The organism is Neohoeflea coraliihabitans (assembly GCF_019334345.1).
GTDB classification, from domain to species: Bacteria; Pseudomonadota; Alphaproteobacteria; order Rhizobiales; family Rhizobiaceae; genus Pseudohoeflea; species Pseudohoeflea coraliihabitans.
Genome location: NZ_JAHWQX010000003.1, coordinates 778,454 through 791,377, shown reverse-complemented (window position 1 = coordinate 791,377; position 12,924 = coordinate 778,454). Strand labels below are relative to the sequence as shown.

At 61.9% G+C, this 12,924-nt stretch carries 25 protein-coding genes; all 25 read left to right on the top strand.

Annotated features, from left to right (window positions below; translation table 11 throughout):
* A partial coding sequence (locus KY465_RS14870; RefSeq protein ID WP_219202673.1) for an EF-Tu C-terminal domain-related protein occupies positions 1–426 on the top strand: 426 nt, incomplete at its 5' end.
* Between the two features lie 75 nt (positions 427–501).
* Positions 502–810, top strand: a complete 309-nt coding sequence (rpsJ, locus tag KY465_RS14865; RefSeq protein ID WP_026481640.1) for a 30S ribosomal protein S10 — start codon at positions 502–504, stop codon at positions 808–810.
* A 78-nt stretch (positions 811–888) separates the two neighbouring features.
* Positions 889–1,632 carry a 50S ribosomal protein L3 gene (gene rplC / locus KY465_RS14860; protein ID WP_219202671.1) on the top strand — a complete coding sequence of 248 codons (744 nt, stop codon included), beginning with the start codon at positions 889–891 and terminating at the stop codon, positions 1,630–1,632.
* Entirely contained in the window at positions 1,632–2,252 is a 621-nt protein-coding gene (rplD, locus tag KY465_RS14855) for a 50S ribosomal protein L4 (RefSeq protein WP_219202669.1), read from the top strand. The genes rplC and rplD overlap by 1 nt, the downstream gene beginning before the upstream one ends.
* Positions 2,249–2,542, top strand: a complete 294-nt coding sequence (locus KY465_RS14850; protein ID WP_219202667.1) for a 50S ribosomal protein L23 — start codon at positions 2,249–2,251, stop codon at positions 2,540–2,542. The genes rplD and KY465_RS14850 overlap by 4 nt, the downstream gene beginning before the upstream one ends.
* Before the next feature lie 35 nt (positions 2,543–2,577).
* A complete protein-coding gene (gene rplB, locus KY465_RS14845; RefSeq protein ID WP_219202664.1) occupies positions 2,578–3,414 on the top strand; it encodes a 50S ribosomal protein L2 in 837 nt (278 codons plus the stop codon).
* A 15-nt stretch (positions 3,415–3,429) separates the two neighbouring features.
* The gene (gene rpsS, locus KY465_RS14840) at positions 3,430–3,708 is read left to right on the top strand and encodes a 30S ribosomal protein S19 (protein WP_219202662.1); all 279 of its coding nucleotides are present in this window, start codon (positions 3,430–3,432) and stop codon (positions 3,706–3,708) included.
* Positions 3,709–3,710: 2 nt separating this feature from the next.
* Complete coding sequence (gene rplV / locus KY465_RS14835; protein WP_219202660.1) at positions 3,711–4,097, top strand: 50S ribosomal protein L22; 387 nt, start codon at positions 3,711–3,713, stop codon at positions 4,095–4,097.
* Positions 4,097–4,801, top strand: coding sequence for a 30S ribosomal protein S3 (rpsC, locus tag KY465_RS14830; protein WP_219202658.1), 705 nt, complete (start codon positions 4,097–4,099; stop codon positions 4,799–4,801). The genes rplV and rpsC overlap by 1 nt, the downstream gene beginning before the upstream one ends.
* Positions 4,802–4,833: 32 nt before the next feature.
* Positions 4,834–5,247, top strand: a complete 414-nt coding sequence (rplP, locus tag KY465_RS14825) for a 50S ribosomal protein L16 (RefSeq protein ID WP_219202656.1) — start codon at positions 4,834–4,836, stop codon at positions 5,245–5,247.
* Between the two features lie 10 nt (positions 5,248–5,257).
* The gene (gene rpmC, locus KY465_RS14820; protein ID WP_219202655.1) at positions 5,258–5,458 is read left to right on the top strand and encodes a 50S ribosomal protein L29; all 201 of its coding nucleotides are present in this window, start codon (positions 5,258–5,260) and stop codon (positions 5,456–5,458) included.
* 13 nt (positions 5,459–5,471) lie between these two features.
* On the top strand, positions 5,472–5,711 hold the full coding sequence (gene rpsQ / locus KY465_RS14815) for a 30S ribosomal protein S17 (RefSeq protein ID WP_219202653.1): 240 nt from the start codon (positions 5,472–5,474) through the stop codon (positions 5,709–5,711).
* Between the two features lie 58 nt (positions 5,712–5,769).
* Positions 5,770–6,138, top strand: a complete 369-nt coding sequence (gene rplN, locus KY465_RS14810; protein ID WP_219202651.1) for a 50S ribosomal protein L14 — start codon at positions 5,770–5,772, stop codon at positions 6,136–6,138.
* An 11-nt stretch (positions 6,139–6,149) separates the two neighbouring features.
* Entirely contained in the window at positions 6,150–6,461 is a 312-nt protein-coding gene (gene rplX, locus KY465_RS14805) for a 50S ribosomal protein L24 (RefSeq protein ID WP_219202649.1), read from the top strand.
* A complete protein-coding gene (gene rplE, locus KY465_RS14800; RefSeq protein ID WP_219202647.1) occupies positions 6,454–7,011 on the top strand; it encodes a 50S ribosomal protein L5 in 558 nt (185 codons plus the stop codon). The genes rplX and rplE overlap by 8 nt, the downstream gene beginning before the upstream one ends.
* 33 nt (positions 7,012–7,044) lie before the next feature.
* The gene (rpsN, locus tag KY465_RS14795) at positions 7,045–7,350 is read left to right on the top strand and encodes a 30S ribosomal protein S14 (RefSeq protein WP_219202645.1); all 306 of its coding nucleotides are present in this window, start codon (positions 7,045–7,047) and stop codon (positions 7,348–7,350) included.
* Between the two features lie 12 nt (positions 7,351–7,362).
* A complete protein-coding gene (gene rpsH, locus KY465_RS14790; protein WP_219202643.1) occupies positions 7,363–7,761 on the top strand; it encodes a 30S ribosomal protein S8 in 399 nt (132 codons plus the stop codon).
* A gap of 39 nt (positions 7,762–7,800) precedes the next feature.
* Complete coding sequence (rplF, locus tag KY465_RS14785) at positions 7,801–8,334, top strand: 50S ribosomal protein L6 (RefSeq protein WP_219202641.1); 534 nt, start codon at positions 7,801–7,803, stop codon at positions 8,332–8,334.
* 12 nt (positions 8,335–8,346) lie between these two features.
* Entirely contained in the window at positions 8,347–8,709 is a 363-nt protein-coding gene (gene rplR / locus KY465_RS14780; RefSeq protein WP_219202639.1) for a 50S ribosomal protein L18, read from the top strand.
* A 41-nt stretch (positions 8,710–8,750) separates the two neighbouring features.
* Entirely contained in the window at positions 8,751–9,311 is a 561-nt protein-coding gene (gene rpsE / locus KY465_RS14775; RefSeq protein ID WP_219202637.1) for a 30S ribosomal protein S5, read from the top strand.
* Positions 9,312–9,349: 38 nt separating this feature from the next.
* Complete coding sequence (gene rpmD / locus KY465_RS14770) at positions 9,350–9,550, top strand: 50S ribosomal protein L30 (RefSeq protein ID WP_219202635.1); 201 nt, start codon at positions 9,350–9,352, stop codon at positions 9,548–9,550.
* A 16-nt stretch (positions 9,551–9,566) separates the two neighbouring features.
* Complete coding sequence (gene rplO / locus KY465_RS14765) at positions 9,567–10,040, top strand: 50S ribosomal protein L15 (RefSeq protein WP_219202634.1); 474 nt, start codon at positions 9,567–9,569, stop codon at positions 10,038–10,040.
* Positions 10,041–10,230: 190 nt separating this feature from the next.
* Positions 10,231–11,571, top strand: a complete 1,341-nt coding sequence (gene secY / locus KY465_RS14760) for a preprotein translocase subunit SecY (protein WP_219202632.1) — start codon at positions 10,231–10,233, stop codon at positions 11,569–11,571.
* A complete protein-coding gene (locus KY465_RS14755) occupies positions 11,568–12,158 on the top strand; it encodes an adenylate kinase (RefSeq protein WP_219202631.1) in 591 nt (196 codons plus the stop codon). Before secY ends, KY465_RS14755 begins: the two co-directional genes overlap by 4 nt.
* A gap of 305 nt (positions 12,159–12,463) precedes the next feature.
* On the top strand, positions 12,464–12,832 hold the full coding sequence (rpsM, locus tag KY465_RS14750) for a 30S ribosomal protein S13 (protein ID WP_219202629.1): 369 nt from the start codon (positions 12,464–12,466) through the stop codon (positions 12,830–12,832).
* The last annotated feature ends 92 nt before the right edge of the window (positions 12,833–12,924 follow it).

Below are 12,924 nucleotides of genomic sequence, written 5' to 3'. Positions count from 1 at the left end.
ACGATCTGCACGGGCGTCGAGATGTTCCGCAAGCTGCTCGACCAGGGCCAGGCGGGCGACAATATCGGTGCGCTGCTGCGCGGTGTCGAGCGTGACGGTGTCGAGCGCGGCCAGGTTCTCTGCAAGCCCGGTTCGGTCAAGCCGCACACCAAGTTCAAGGCCGAGGCCTACATCCTGACCAAGGAAGAGGGTGGCCGTCATACGCCGTTCTTCACCAACTACCGTCCGCAGTTCTACTTCCGGACGACGGATGTGACGGGCATCGTGACGCTGCCGGAAGGCACCGAGATGGTGATGCCGGGCGACAATGTGACGGTCGATGTGGCGCTGATCGTGCCGATCGCCATGGAAGAGAAGCTGCGCTTCGCCATCCGTGAAGGCGGCCGTACCGTCGGTGCCGGCATCGTCGCTTCCATCATCGAGTAAGAAAAAAAGTGAAGGCCGTGCGGGGCCCGTCCATCGGGTCGCGCACGGCATCTCACACGAACAAGGACAAGTCGAATGAACGGCCAGAATATCCGCATCCGCCTCAAGGCGTTTGACCACCGGGTGCTCGATGCCTCGACGCGCGAAATCGTTTCGACCGCCAAGCGCACCGGTGCCGGTGTCCGCGGTCCGGTTCCGCTGCCGACCCGCATTGAAAAATTCACGGTCAACCGTTCGCCGCACATCGACAAGAAAAGCCGCGAACAGTTCGAGATGCGCACCCACAAGCGCTTGCTCGACATTGTGGACCCGACGCCGCAGACCGTCGACGCTTTGATGAAGCTCGACCTGGCTGCCGGCGTGGATGTGGAAATCAAGCTTTAAGGCCAGGGGCCGAGAGCTGAAAACCAAGAGGCTTGAGGGGCAGGGCGCCCCGACGGCCGCTTCGAGAGGAACGAACCGATGCGTTCAGGTGTGATTGCACAGAAGGTTGGGATGACCCGGGTCTACAACGACGCCGGCGAACACGTCCCCGTGACCGTCCTCAAGCTGGACAACTGCCAGGTTGTGGCCCAGCGGACCGACGAAAAGAACGGTTACACCGCCGTTCAGCTCGGTGCCGGCATGGCCAAGGTCAAGAACACGTCCAAGGCCCTGCGCGGCCATTTCTCGGTCGCCAAGGTCGAGCCGAAGAGCAAGGTCGTCGAGTTTCGCGTCTCCACCGACAATCTGATTGATGTCGGCGCGGAACTGACCGCCGAGCACTTCATTGCCGGCCAGCTTGTCGATGTCTCGGGGATCACCCAGGGCAAGGGCTTCGCCGGTGCCATGAAGCGGCACAATTTCGGCGGCCTGCGCGCCACCCACGGCGTCTCGGTCTCGCACCGTTCGCACGGCTCGACCGGTTCCAACCAGGATCCGGGAAAGGTCTGGAAGGGCAAGAAGATGGCCGGCCACATGGGTCAGACCAAGGTCACGACCCAGAACCTGCAGGTTGTCTCGACCGACGCTGATCGCGGTCTGATCCTTGTTCGCGGCGCCGTACCGGGTGCCAAGGGCTCCTGGATCGTCGTGCGTGACGCCATCAAGTCCGGCGTTCCGGCCGATGCACCCCGTCCTGCGGGTCTGCGCGCGGCTGCAGCAGCTGCCGAAGCATCAAATGACGCAGCGCCTGCTGCCGAGGCCTCGAATGAGGGAGCCGAATAATGGATCTCACCATCACCACCCTTGAAGGCAAGGACGCCGGGAAGATTTCGCTTTCCGACACCGTCTTCGGCCTCGATCCGCGCCAGGATCTTCTGCAGCGCGTCGTGCGCTGGCAGCTGGCCAAGCGCCAGCAGGGCACGCACAAGACCCTCGGCCGCTCGGAAGTCTCGCGCACCGGCGCCAAGATGTACAAGCAGAAGGGCACCGGCCGCGCCCGTCACCACTCGGCGCGTGCGCCGCAGTTCCGCGGCGGTGGCCGTGCCCACGGACCGGTCGTGCGCAGCCATGCCCATGATCTGCCCAAGAAGGTCCGCGCTCTCGGCCTGCGCCATGCGCTGTCGGTCAAGGCCAAGGGATCCGACCTGATCGTCATCGACGCTCTGACCGCGTCCGAAGCCAAGACCAAGGGTCTCGCGGCCTCGCTCGGCAAGCTCGGCATCACCAATGCCCTGGTCATCGGTGGCAACGAGCTCGACACCAATTTCCGCCTGGCGGCCAAGAACATCCCGAATGTCGATGTTCTGCCGGTTCAGGGGATCAATGTTTACGACATCCTGCGCCGCGGCAAGCTGGTCTTGTCGAAGGACGCCCTGGCGGCCCTGGAGGAACGCTTCAAATGACCGATCTTCGCCACTATGACGTGATCGTCTCGCCGTCGATCACCGAAAAGTCGACCCTGGCGTCGGAATCCAACCAGGTCGTCTTCAATGTCGCCCGCAGCGCCAGCAAGCCGGAAATCAAGGCCGCTGTCGAAGCGCTGTTCGGGGTCAAGGTCACCGCCGTCAACACGTTGCTGCGCAAGGGCAAGACCAAGCGCTTCCGCGGTCATGTCGGCAAGCAGAACGATGTGAAGAAAGCGTATGTGACGCTGGCTGACGGTCAGTCGATCGACGTCACCACCGGCCTGTAAGGTCGAGCGGAACAGCCCCCAAAGGGAACGGAAACATGGCACTCAAGACTTACAACCCGACGACACCGAGCCAGCGCCAGCTGGTCATCGTCGACCGTTCGGGTCTGCACAAGGGCAAGCCGGTCAAGAGCCTGACCGAAGGTCTGTCGCGCAAGGGCGGCCGCAACAACACCGGCCGCATCACGGCGCGCCGGATTGGTGGCGGACACAAGCGCACCTACCGGATCGTCGATTTCAAGCGTCGCAAGTTCAATGTCGAAGCGACGGTCGAGCGTCTGGAATATGACCCGAACCGCACCGCCTTCATCGCCCTGATCACCTATTCGGATGGCGAGCAGTCCTACATCCTGGCGCCGCAGCGTCTGGCGGTTGGTGACAAGGTCATCGCCTCCGACAAGGCAGTCGACGTCAAGCCGGGCAACACGATGCCGCTGCAGTTCATGCCGGTCGGCACGATCGTGCACAACATCGAGATGAAACCGCAAAAAGGCGGCCAGGTGGCCCGTTCGGCCGGCGCCTATGCGCAACTGGTCGGTCGTGACCAGGGCATGGCCATCCTGCGGCTCAATTCCGGTGAGCAGCGCCTCGTGCAGGGCCTGTGCCTGGCCACGGTCGGTGCCGTCTCCAACCCCGATCACCTCAACATCAATGACGGCAAGGCCGGTCGCACCCGCTGGCGCGGCAAGCGTCCTTCCGTTCGCGGTGTTGCCATGAACCCGGTCGATCACCCGCATGGCGGTGGTGAAGGCCGTACATCGGGTGGTCGCCACCCTGTCAGTCCCTGGGGCAAGCCGACCAAGGGCAAGCGCACCCGTTCGAACAAGTCGACGGATCGCTTCATCATGCGGTCGCGCCACCAGCGCAAGAAATAAGAGAGGACGTCGAGAATGGCTCGTTCGGTTTGGAAAGGTCCGTTTGTTGACGGTTATCTTCTCAAGAAAGCTGAGAAGGTCCGTGAAGGCGGCCGCAATGAAGTAATCAAGACGTGGAGCCGCCGCTCCACCATCCTGCCGCAGTTCGTCGGACTGACCTTCGGCGTCTACAACGGCAGCAAGCACATCCCGGTTTCGGTTTCCGAAGACATGGTGGGCCAGAAGCTTGGCGAATACGCTCCGACCCGGACCTATTACGGTCACGGCGCCGATAAGAAAGCGAAGAGGAAGTAACGATGGGCAAGGCAAAAACCCCGCGCCGGCTCAAGGACAATGAGGCTCAGGCCGTCGCCCGCACCATTCGCGTCAGCCCGCAGAAGCTCAATCTCGTTGCGGCAATGATCCGCGGCAAGAAGGTCGAGCAGGCTCTTGCCGATCTCGAATTTTCGCGCAAGCGGATTGCCGGGACGGTCCGCAAGACGCTGGAATCGGCGATTGCCAACGCGGAAAACAATCATGACCTCGACGTGGACGCTCTGGTCGTCGCCGAGGCCTTTGTCGGCAAGTCGATCGTCATGAAGCGTTTCCACGCCCGTGGCCGCGGCCGCGCATCGCGCATCGAGAAGCCGTTCTCGCACCTCACCATCGTCGTGCGTGCAGTCGAAGAGCAGGAGGCCGCATAATGGGTCAGAAAATCAATCCGATCGGTTTCCGCCTCGGCATCAACCGCACCTGGGACAGCCGTTGGTTCGCCGACAATGCCGAATATGGTCAGCTGTTGCATGAGGATCTCAAGATCCGCTCCTACCTGCAGAACGAACTCAAGCAGGCCGGCGTGTCCAAGATCGTCATCGAGCGTCCGCACAAGAAGTGCCGCGTCACGATCCATGCCGCCCGCCCGGGACTGATCATCGGCAAGAAGGGCGCCGACATCGAGAAGCTGCGCCGCAAGCTGCAGGAAATGACCCGCTCGGAAACGCATCTCAACATCGTCGAGGTGCGCAAGCCGGAAGTCGACGCCACGCTGGTGGCACAGTCGATCGCCCAGCAGCTTGAGCGCCGCATCGCCTTCCGGCGCGCCATGAAGCGCTCCGTCCAGTCGGCCATGCGTCTTGGTGCCGAAGGCATCCGCATCACCTGCGGCGGTCGTCTTGGCGGCGCCGAGATTGCCCGCACCGAGTGGTACCGCGAGGGCCGGGTGCCGCTGCACACGCTGCGCGCCGACATCGACTACGGCACCGCCGAAGCCCAGACCGCCTATGGCATCTGCGGCGTCAAGGTTTGGATCTTCAAGGGCGAGATCCTCGAGCACGACCCCATGGCCTCCGAGCGCCGCGCCACCGAAGGCGATGCATCGGGCGGCAACCGCCGGCGCGAAAACGCCTGAGCGCTGGTTACGTAATTCGGAGAATGTGAACAATGTTGCAGCCAAAGCGTACCAAGTACCGCAAGCAGTTCAAGGGCCGCATCAAGGGCGTTGCCAAGGGTGGCAGTGACCTGAATTTCGGTTCGTTCGGCTTGAAGGCGCAGGAGCCAGATCGCGTCAATGCACGTCAGATCGAAGCTGCCCGTCGCGCCATCACCCGTCACATGAAGCGTGCTGGTCGCGTCTGGATCCGCATCTTCCCGGACCTGCCTGTCACCTCCAAGCCGACGGAAGTCCGCATGGGTAAGGGCAAGGGCTCGGTCGATTATTGGGCCGCGCGTGTCAAGCCTGGCCGGATCATGTTCGAGATTGACGGCGTCAGCGAAGAGATTGCCCGCGAAGCACTGCGCCTCGGCGCCGCCAAGCTTTCGGTCAAGACCCGCTTCGTGCAACGCATCGCAGAGTAAGGAAACGACCATGAAAGCCGCAGATGTCCGCGCCATGAGCGTCGACGAGCTCAACGATGAGCTTGCCAAGCTGAAGAAAGAGCAGTTCAACCTGCGTTTCCAGACGGCCACCAGCCAGCTGGAAAAGACGTCGCGCGTGCGCCAGGTGCGCCGCGATATTGCCCGCATCAAGACGATCAGCCGCCAGAAGGCGGCGGACACCAAGGCCTGAGGACCAGAACAAAATGCCAAAACGCATCCTGCAGGGCGTCGTTGTAAGCGACAAGAACGACAAGACCGTCGTTGTCCGCGTCGAGCGCCGTTTCGCGCACCCGATGTTTCAGAAAACGGTCCGTCGCTCCAAGAAGTACAAGGCGCATGACGAGAGCAACGCGCACAAGGTGGGTGACAATGTGTTCATCCAGGAATGTGCGCCGATCTCCAAGGACAAGTGCTGGTCGGTCATTTCCGCCGACCAGGTATAACGACAGCAGTCAACGCCGCTGGTTCTGACCATCGGCCAATAGAAGAAGGCATCCCGTCATGATTCAGATGCAAACAAACCTCGAGGTCGCCGACAATTCCGGCGCCCGTCGTGTTCAGTGCATCAAGGTGCTGGGCGGTTCAAAGCGCAAATACGCTTCGGTCGGCGACATCATCGTGGTGTCGGTGAAGGAAGCGATCCCGCGCGGCCGCGTCAAGAAGGGCGACGTCATGAAGGCGGTCGTGGTTCGCACCGCCAAGGATATCCGCCGCGCCGATGGCACCGTCATCCGCTTCGACGGCAATGCCGCCGTCCTGGTCAACAACAACAAAGAGCCGGTTGGCACCCGCATCTTCGGCCCGGTGCCGCGTGAACTTCGTGGCAAGCGCCACATGAAGATCATCTCGCTGGCCCCCGAAGTGCTCTGAGGAGAAAAGCTGTGCAGAAGATCCGCAAAGGCGACAAGGTCGTCGTTCTCGCCGGCAAGGACAAGGGCCGCACCGGCGATGTCGTGGCCGTCATGCCGAAGGAAGACCGCGCCGTCGTTCAGGGCATCAATGTCGTCAAGCGCCACCAGCGCCAGACGCAGAGCCAGGAAGCCGGCATCATCAACAAGGAAGCGCCGATCCACCTGTCGAACCTCGCCATTGCCGATCCCAAGGACGGCAAGCCGACCCGCGTCGGTTTCAAGGTCGATGGTGACAAGAAGGTGCGCGTTGCCAAGCGTTCGGGAGAAGTCATCGATGGCTGACACCAAGTATGAGCCGCGGTTGAAGACGGAATACGTCAACACCATCCGCACCAAGCTGCGCGAAGAGTTCGGCTATGCCAACGAGATGCAGATCCCGCGCGTTGACAAGATTGTCATCAACATGGGCATCGGTGAATCGACGGCAGACTCCAAGAAGCCGGCTGTTGCCGCCGAGGACCTGGCGGCGATCGCCGGTCAGCGTCCGGTGATCACCCGCGCCCGCAATTCCATTGCCGGCTTCAAGCTGCGCGAAGACATGCCGATCGGCGCCAAGGTCACCTTGCGCAATGTCCGCATGTACGAATTCATGGATCGCCTGATCAACATCGCGCTGCCGCGCGTTCGCGATTTCCGCGGCCTGAACCCGAAGAGCTTCGATGGCCGCGGCAATTTTGCCATGGGCATCAAGGAACACATCGTGTTTCCGGAGATCAACTACGACAAGGTTGATCAGATCTGGGGCATGGACATCATCGTTTGTACGACGGCAAGCACCGACGACGAAGCCCGGGCGCTGTTGAAGGCGTTCAACTTCCCGTTCCGTCAGTAACCGTTACGGCATTCGTAAAAAAGGAAAACCGATATGGCGAAAGTCAGCGCTATCGAAAAGAACAAGCGCCGCCGCAAGCTGGTCGCCCGCGACGCTGAAAAGCGCGCCGCTCTGAAGGAGGTCGTCAGCAATCGTGAGCTGCCGATCGAAGAGCGGTTCCGCGCCACGCTGAAGCTGGCTGAAATGCCGCGCAACAGCTCCAAGACCCGCATTCGCAACCGCTGCGAAGTCACCGGCCGCCCGCGCGCCTACTACCGCAAGCTGCGGATGTCGCGTATCGCGCTGCGTGAACTCGGGTCGCTCGGCAAGGTGCCGGGTCTTGTCAAGTCGAGCTGGTAAGGAGCCGCAACCATGGCAATGTCTGATCCGCTGGGCGATATGCTCACCCGTATCCGTAACGGAATTTCCCGTCGGAAATCCTCCGTTTCCACCCCGGCTTCCAAGCTCCGGGCCCGCGTTCTCGATGTTCTCCAGGCCGAAGGATATATCCGCGGCTATTCGGAAACCTCGTTCGACAACGGCAAGTCGGAAATCAGCATCGAGCTGAAGTACCACGAAGGCGCTCCGGTCATTCGCGAAATCGCGCGCGTGTCCAAGCCCGGCCGTCGGGTCTACGTCTCGGTCAAGTCCATTCCGCAGGTCGCCAACGGTCTCGGCATCACCATCCTTTCGACCCCGAAGGGCGTGTTGGCCGATCACCAGGCGCGTGAGCAGAATGTTGGTGGCGAGGTTCTCTGCTCGATCTTCTGATCGCGCTGAACCCGAAACTCGAACAGACAGGTTTGAAAAATGTCTCGTATCGGCAAGAAACCCATTTCGGTTCCCGACGGCGTGACGGCCACCATTGACGGCCAGAAAGTCGTAGCCAAGGGCCCGAAGGGCGAGTTGACCTACGTCGCCAATGACGAAGTGTCGCTGAAGCTCGAAAACAACGAAGTCGTCGTCGCTCCTGTCGACGATTCCAAGGATGCCCGCTCCAAGTGGGGCATGTCGCGCACGATGATCGCCAATATCTTCACCGGCGTGAAGGATGGCTTCGAGCGCAAGCTCGAGATCAACGGCGTTGGCTACCGCGCCACCATGCAGGGAAAGAACCTGCAACTGGCGCTTGGCTTTAGCCACGATGTGGTCTATCAGCCGCCGGAAGGCATCTCGATTGCCTGCCCGAAGCCGACTGAGATCGTTCTCAACGGCGTCGACAAGCAGGTCCTTGGCCAGGCTGCCGCGGAAATCCGCAGCTACCGTCCGCCGGAGCCCTACAAGGGCAAGGGCGTCAAATATGCCGAGGAGCGGATTGTCCGCAAGGAAGGCAAGAAGAAGTAAGGAAGACGCGAAATGGCTACCAACAAACAAGCGCTTACGCGTCGCTCCGCCCGCGTGCGCCGTCAACTCAAGAAGGTTGCGAACGGTCGTCCGCGCCTGTCCGTGCATCGCTCGTCCAAGAACATCTATGTTCAGGTCATCGACGATGCCGCCGGGCGCACGCTTGCCGCAGCTTCAACGCTCGATGCGGGTCTGCGCGACAAGCTCAAGACCGGTGCCGATGTTGCCGCTGCCGAGGCGGTCGGCAAACTGATCGCCGAGCGGGCGACGGCTGCCGGCGTCAAGGAAGTGGTGTTCGACCGCGGCGCCTTCATCTTTCATGGCCGCGTCAAGGCCCTCGCCGATGCTGCCCGCGAGGGCGGTCTCTCATTCTAACAACAGCCGATTGATTCCGGAAAAGAAAAAGGAAAAGGACAATGGCAAGAGAAGGACGCCGCGACAATCGCGGTCGTGACGACGAGCGCGACAGCGAATTCGTCGACAAGCTGGTTCACATCAACCGCGTTGCCAAGGTCGTCAAGGGCGGCCGCCGTTTCGGTTTTGCCGCCCTCGTCGTGGTCGGTGACCAGAAGGGTCGCGTCGGTTTCGGTCATGGCAAGGCGCGCGAAGTGCCGGAAGCCATCCGCAAGGCGACCGAAGCTGCCAAGCGCGAACTGATCTTCGTGCCGCTGCGTTCGGGCCGCACCCTGCATCATGATGTGCATGGCCGCCACGGCGCCGGCAAGGTGCTCCTTCGTTCGGCCAAGGCCGGTACTGGCATCATCGCCGGTGGTCCGATGCGCGCCGTCTTCGAGACGCTCGGCGTCCATGACGTTGTTGCCAAGTCGACCGGTTCGTCCAACCCCTACAACATGGTGCGTGCCACCTTCGATGCTCTGAAGAACCAGATGCATCCGAAGGACATCGCGGCCCAGCGCGGCATGAAATACGCCACGCTGCAGTCGCGCCGCGCCTCGATTGTCGGCAACGAAGAATAATCCGGGCGTTCTGCCTGACTTTTTGAGGGAGCCGGAAAATGGCTGAATCCAAAAAAGGAAAGACGATCACTGTCGAACAGACCGGCAGTCCGATCCGTCGCCCGGGTTCGCAGCGTCAGACGCTGATCGGACTGGGATTGAACAAGATGCATCGCCGCCGCACGCTCGAGGATACGCCTTCCGTGCGCGGCATGATTCGCACCGTCAGCCACCTCGTCCGCGTTGTGGACGAGAAGTGATTTGGGAGCAGCGAACATGAAACTCAACGAAATTCGCGACAACGAAGGCGCCACCCACTCGCGCAAGCGCGTCGGTCGCGGCATCGGCTCGGGCACCGGCAAGACCGGTGGTCGCGGCGTCAAGGGTCAGAAGTCGCGCAGCGGCGTTGCCATCAAGGGCTACGAGGGCGGCCAGATGCCGATCTACCGGCGTCTGCCCAAGCGCGGCTTCACCAACATCTTTGCCAAGGACTTCACGGTCGTCTCGCTCGGTCGTATCCAGACGGCGATCGATGCCGGCAAGCTCGATGCCAAGAAGGACATCGATGCCGACGCCCTGAAGGCTGCCGGTGTCATTCGCCGCGTCAAGGATGGCGTGCGCGTTCTGGCCGATGGCGATCTCAAGGCCAAGCTGACCCTCAAGGTCGCCGGTGCCTCGAAATCCGCGGTCGAAAAGATCGAAAAGGCCGGCGGTTCGATCGAACTGCCTGCCGCCAAGTCGGCCGACTAGGCATTTCAGGCCGCCCGGTGCTTCACATCGGGCGGCTTTTCACCCATATGGGTCTGGTCGGTGCGACGCACCGGCATATCGGGGCAGGCGAGGGGGTGCGGCAGGATCGTCACCGGACCGCCGCCTTTTTGGAATTCGCATCGCCGGCAGGGCCACTCGTCCCGGGGCCGGACGAAGCTTGGAGATCTCCATGGCATCAGCCGCCGAACAGCTCGCAGCAAATCTGAATTTTTCCGCCTTCGCCAAGGCCGAGGATCTCAAGAAGCGCATCTGGTTCACGCTGGGTGCGCTTTTGGTCTATCGGCTCGGCACCTACATTCCATTGCCCGGCATCAATCCCGAGGCGTTCGCCCAGGCCTTTCAGGGCCAGGCGGGCGGCATTCTCGGTCTCTTCAACATGTTTTCCGGCGGTGCCGTCGAGCGCATGGCGATCTTTGCCCTCGGCATCATGCCCTACATCTCCGCTTCGATCATCATTCAGCTGATGACCTCGGTCGTCCCGACCCTCGAGCAGCTGAAGAAGGAAGGCGAGCAGGGCCGCAAGGTCATCAACCAGTACACCCGCTACGGCACCGTTCTGCTCGGCACCCTGCAGGCCTACGGCATCGCCGTCGGCCTGGAATCGGCCAACAACATCGCCACCGATCCGGGCTGGTTCTTCCGCATCTCGACGGTCATCACCCTGGTTGGCGGCACGATGTTCCTGATGTGGCTCGGCGAGCAGATCACCTCGCGCGGCATCGGCAACGGCATTTCGCTGATCATCTTTGCCGGCATCGTTGCCGCCCTGCCGGGCGCGCTGGCCGGAACGCTCGAGCTGGGCCGGACCGGCGCCCTGTCGACCGGCATCATCATCGGCGTTCTCGTCGTCGCCGTCCTCGTCATCGCCTTCATCGTCTTCATCGAGCGCGCCCAGCGGCGCCTGTTGATCCAGTATCCCAAGCGCCAGGTCGGCTCGCGCATGGCCCAGGGCAACACCTCGCACCTGCCGCTGAAGCTCAACACCGCCGGTGTCATCCCGCCGATCTTCGCCTCGTCGCTGCTTTTGCTGCCGGCGACGCTGGCTGGGTTCTCCAACACCACCGAGCTGCCCGGCTGGGCGACGGCGGCACTGGCCTCGCTCGGCCATGGTCAGCCGCTCTACATGCTGCTCTATGCGGCGATGATTGCCTTCTTCGCGTTTTTCTACACGGCGATCGTCTTCAATCCGAAGGACACCGCCGACAATCTCAAGCAGCATGGCGGCTTCATTCCGGGCATCCGTCCCGGCGAGCGTACCGCCAACTACATCGATTATGTGCTCACCCGCATCACGGTCGTCGGCGCTATCTACCTGGTCATCGTCTGCCTGTTGCCGGAGTTTCTGATCGCCCAGACCGGCGTGCCGTTCTATCTCGGCGGCACCTCGCTGCTGATCGTCGTCAGCGTGACGCTCGACACGGTGGCGCAGATTCAGGGTCATCTGATTGCGCAGCAATATGAGGGGCTGATCAAGAAGTCGAAGTTGCAGGGAGGAAAGAGGGGACGATGAGGCTGATTCTTTTGGGACCACCCGGCGCCGGCAAGGGGACGCAGGCGCAGCGGCTGGTCGACAAGCTGGGCATCCCGCAACTGTCCACCGGTGACATGCTGCGGGCTGCCGTCAAGGCGCAGACCGAGGTCGGGCGCAAGGCCAAGGCGGTGATGGAAGCTGGCGAACTGGTGTCCGACGACATCGTCAATGCCATCGTCTCCGAGCGCATCGACGCCGCCGATTGCCAGCGGGGGTTCATCCTCGATGGCTATCCGCGCACGCTGCAGCAGGCCGATTCGGTCAATGCCATGCTCGCCGCCAAGGGCCTGTCGCTCGATGTGGTGGTCGAACTGGTGGTGGACGACAAGGCGATGGTCGGCCGCATCCTCAAACGCGCCGAGGAGGCGCGGGCCGCCGGTGAGCCGGTGCGCAAGGATGATAATGCCGAGGTCTACGATGAGCGTTTGCGGGAATATTACAAGAAGACCGCACCGCTGATCGGCTACTATTACGCCAAGGACAAGTTGGTCACCGTCGATGGCATGCAGTCGATCGATGCGGTGACAAAGTCGATCGAAGCCGTGCTGGCAACAGCCACGGCCTAATTTACCGGAGCCGGGGAGGTTGACGAAACCCGCCCGAGTCCGCTAAAGACCGCGCAACTCGCGACTCTTGAGCGATCAGCGCGTCGTCCCGGCAATGGGGATACGCTACTGGTCGTTTTCATCGTGTCGGGAATTCTCGGGCATTTCAGGAAAAGTCGAAACCGGTTTTCCGCCCGATATTGCGCAAAGACGAGACCTCGGATCATCACGCCGCCCAGTGCGGTCGATCCTGCGGAGAACCCACGGCCCTGTGCCGTGATATGGAAGGAAGCCGGGCTCCGGTCCGGAATTCAAGGAGAACAGGCGTGGCCCGTATTGCTGGCGTCAACATCCCGACGAACAAGCGCGTTGTCATCGCGCTGACCTACATCCACGGTATCGGCACCAAGTTTGCCCAGGAAATCGTGGAGAAGGTGGGAATTCCGATGGAACGTCGGGTCAACGAACTTTCCGATGCGGAAGTTCTGCAGATCCGCGAAACCATCGACCGCGACTACCAGGTCGAAGGCGACCTGCGTCGTGAAAAATCGATGAATGTGAAGCGTTTGATGGATCTGGGCTGCTATCGCGGTCTGCGCCATCGTCGTGGCCTTCCGGTCCGCGGTCAGCGCACGCACACCAATGCCCGCACCCGCAAGGGTCCGGCAAAGGCCATCGCAGGCAAGAAGAAATAAGGATCAGGCAATCGAAGTCGCAACCACGACCCGGCTCCCGGGCGTGGTGCAACGGATTGCCTTTCCGGTGGAGCCGCTGGCACTACGGCGGT

Coding starts and splice junctions, on each gene's coding strand:
- rpsJ (WP_026481640.1), top strand. CDS start 502: ATGAACGGCCAGAATATCCGCATCCGCCTCAAGGCGTTTGACCACCGG.
- rplC (WP_219202671.1), top strand. CDS start 889: ATGCGTTCAGGTGTGATTGCACAGAAGGTTGGGATGACCCGGGTCTAC.
- rplD (WP_219202669.1), top strand. CDS start 1,632: ATGGATCTCACCATCACCACCCTTGAAGGCAAGGACGCCGGGAAGATT.
- KY465_RS14850 (WP_219202667.1), top strand. CDS start 2,249: ATGACCGATCTTCGCCACTATGACGTGATCGTCTCGCCGTCGATCACC.
- rplB (WP_219202664.1), top strand. CDS start 2,578: ATGGCACTCAAGACTTACAACCCGACGACACCGAGCCAGCGCCAGCTG.
- rpsS (WP_219202662.1), top strand. CDS start 3,430: ATGGCTCGTTCGGTTTGGAAAGGTCCGTTTGTTGACGGTTATCTTCTC.
- rplV (WP_219202660.1), top strand. CDS start 3,711: ATGGGCAAGGCAAAAACCCCGCGCCGGCTCAAGGACAATGAGGCTCAG.
- rpsC (WP_219202658.1), top strand. CDS start 4,097: ATGGGTCAGAAAATCAATCCGATCGGTTTCCGCCTCGGCATCAACCGC.
- rplP (WP_219202656.1), top strand. CDS start 4,834: ATGTTGCAGCCAAAGCGTACCAAGTACCGCAAGCAGTTCAAGGGCCGC.
- rpmC (WP_219202655.1), top strand. CDS start 5,258: ATGAAAGCCGCAGATGTCCGCGCCATGAGCGTCGACGAGCTCAACGAT.
- rpsQ (WP_219202653.1), top strand. CDS start 5,472: ATGCCAAAACGCATCCTGCAGGGCGTCGTTGTAAGCGACAAGAACGAC.
- rplN (WP_219202651.1), top strand. CDS start 5,770: ATGATTCAGATGCAAACAAACCTCGAGGTCGCCGACAATTCCGGCGCC.
- rplE (WP_219202647.1), top strand. CDS start 6,454: ATGGCTGACACCAAGTATGAGCCGCGGTTGAAGACGGAATACGTCAAC.
- rpsN (WP_219202645.1), top strand. CDS start 7,045: ATGGCGAAAGTCAGCGCTATCGAAAAGAACAAGCGCCGCCGCAAGCTG.
- rpsH (WP_219202643.1), top strand. CDS start 7,363: ATGGCAATGTCTGATCCGCTGGGCGATATGCTCACCCGTATCCGTAAC.
- rplF (WP_219202641.1), top strand. CDS start 7,801: ATGTCTCGTATCGGCAAGAAACCCATTTCGGTTCCCGACGGCGTGACG.
- rplR (WP_219202639.1), top strand. CDS start 8,347: ATGGCTACCAACAAACAAGCGCTTACGCGTCGCTCCGCCCGCGTGCGC.
- rpsE (WP_219202637.1), top strand. CDS start 8,751: ATGGCAAGAGAAGGACGCCGCGACAATCGCGGTCGTGACGACGAGCGC.
- rpmD (WP_219202635.1), top strand. CDS start 9,350: ATGGCTGAATCCAAAAAAGGAAAGACGATCACTGTCGAACAGACCGGC.
- rplO (WP_219202634.1), top strand. CDS start 9,567: ATGAAACTCAACGAAATTCGCGACAACGAAGGCGCCACCCACTCGCGC.
- secY (WP_219202632.1), top strand. CDS start 10,231: ATGGCATCAGCCGCCGAACAGCTCGCAGCAAATCTGAATTTTTCCGCC.
- KY465_RS14755 (WP_219202631.1), top strand. CDS start 11,568: ATGAGGCTGATTCTTTTGGGACCACCCGGCGCCGGCAAGGGGACGCAG.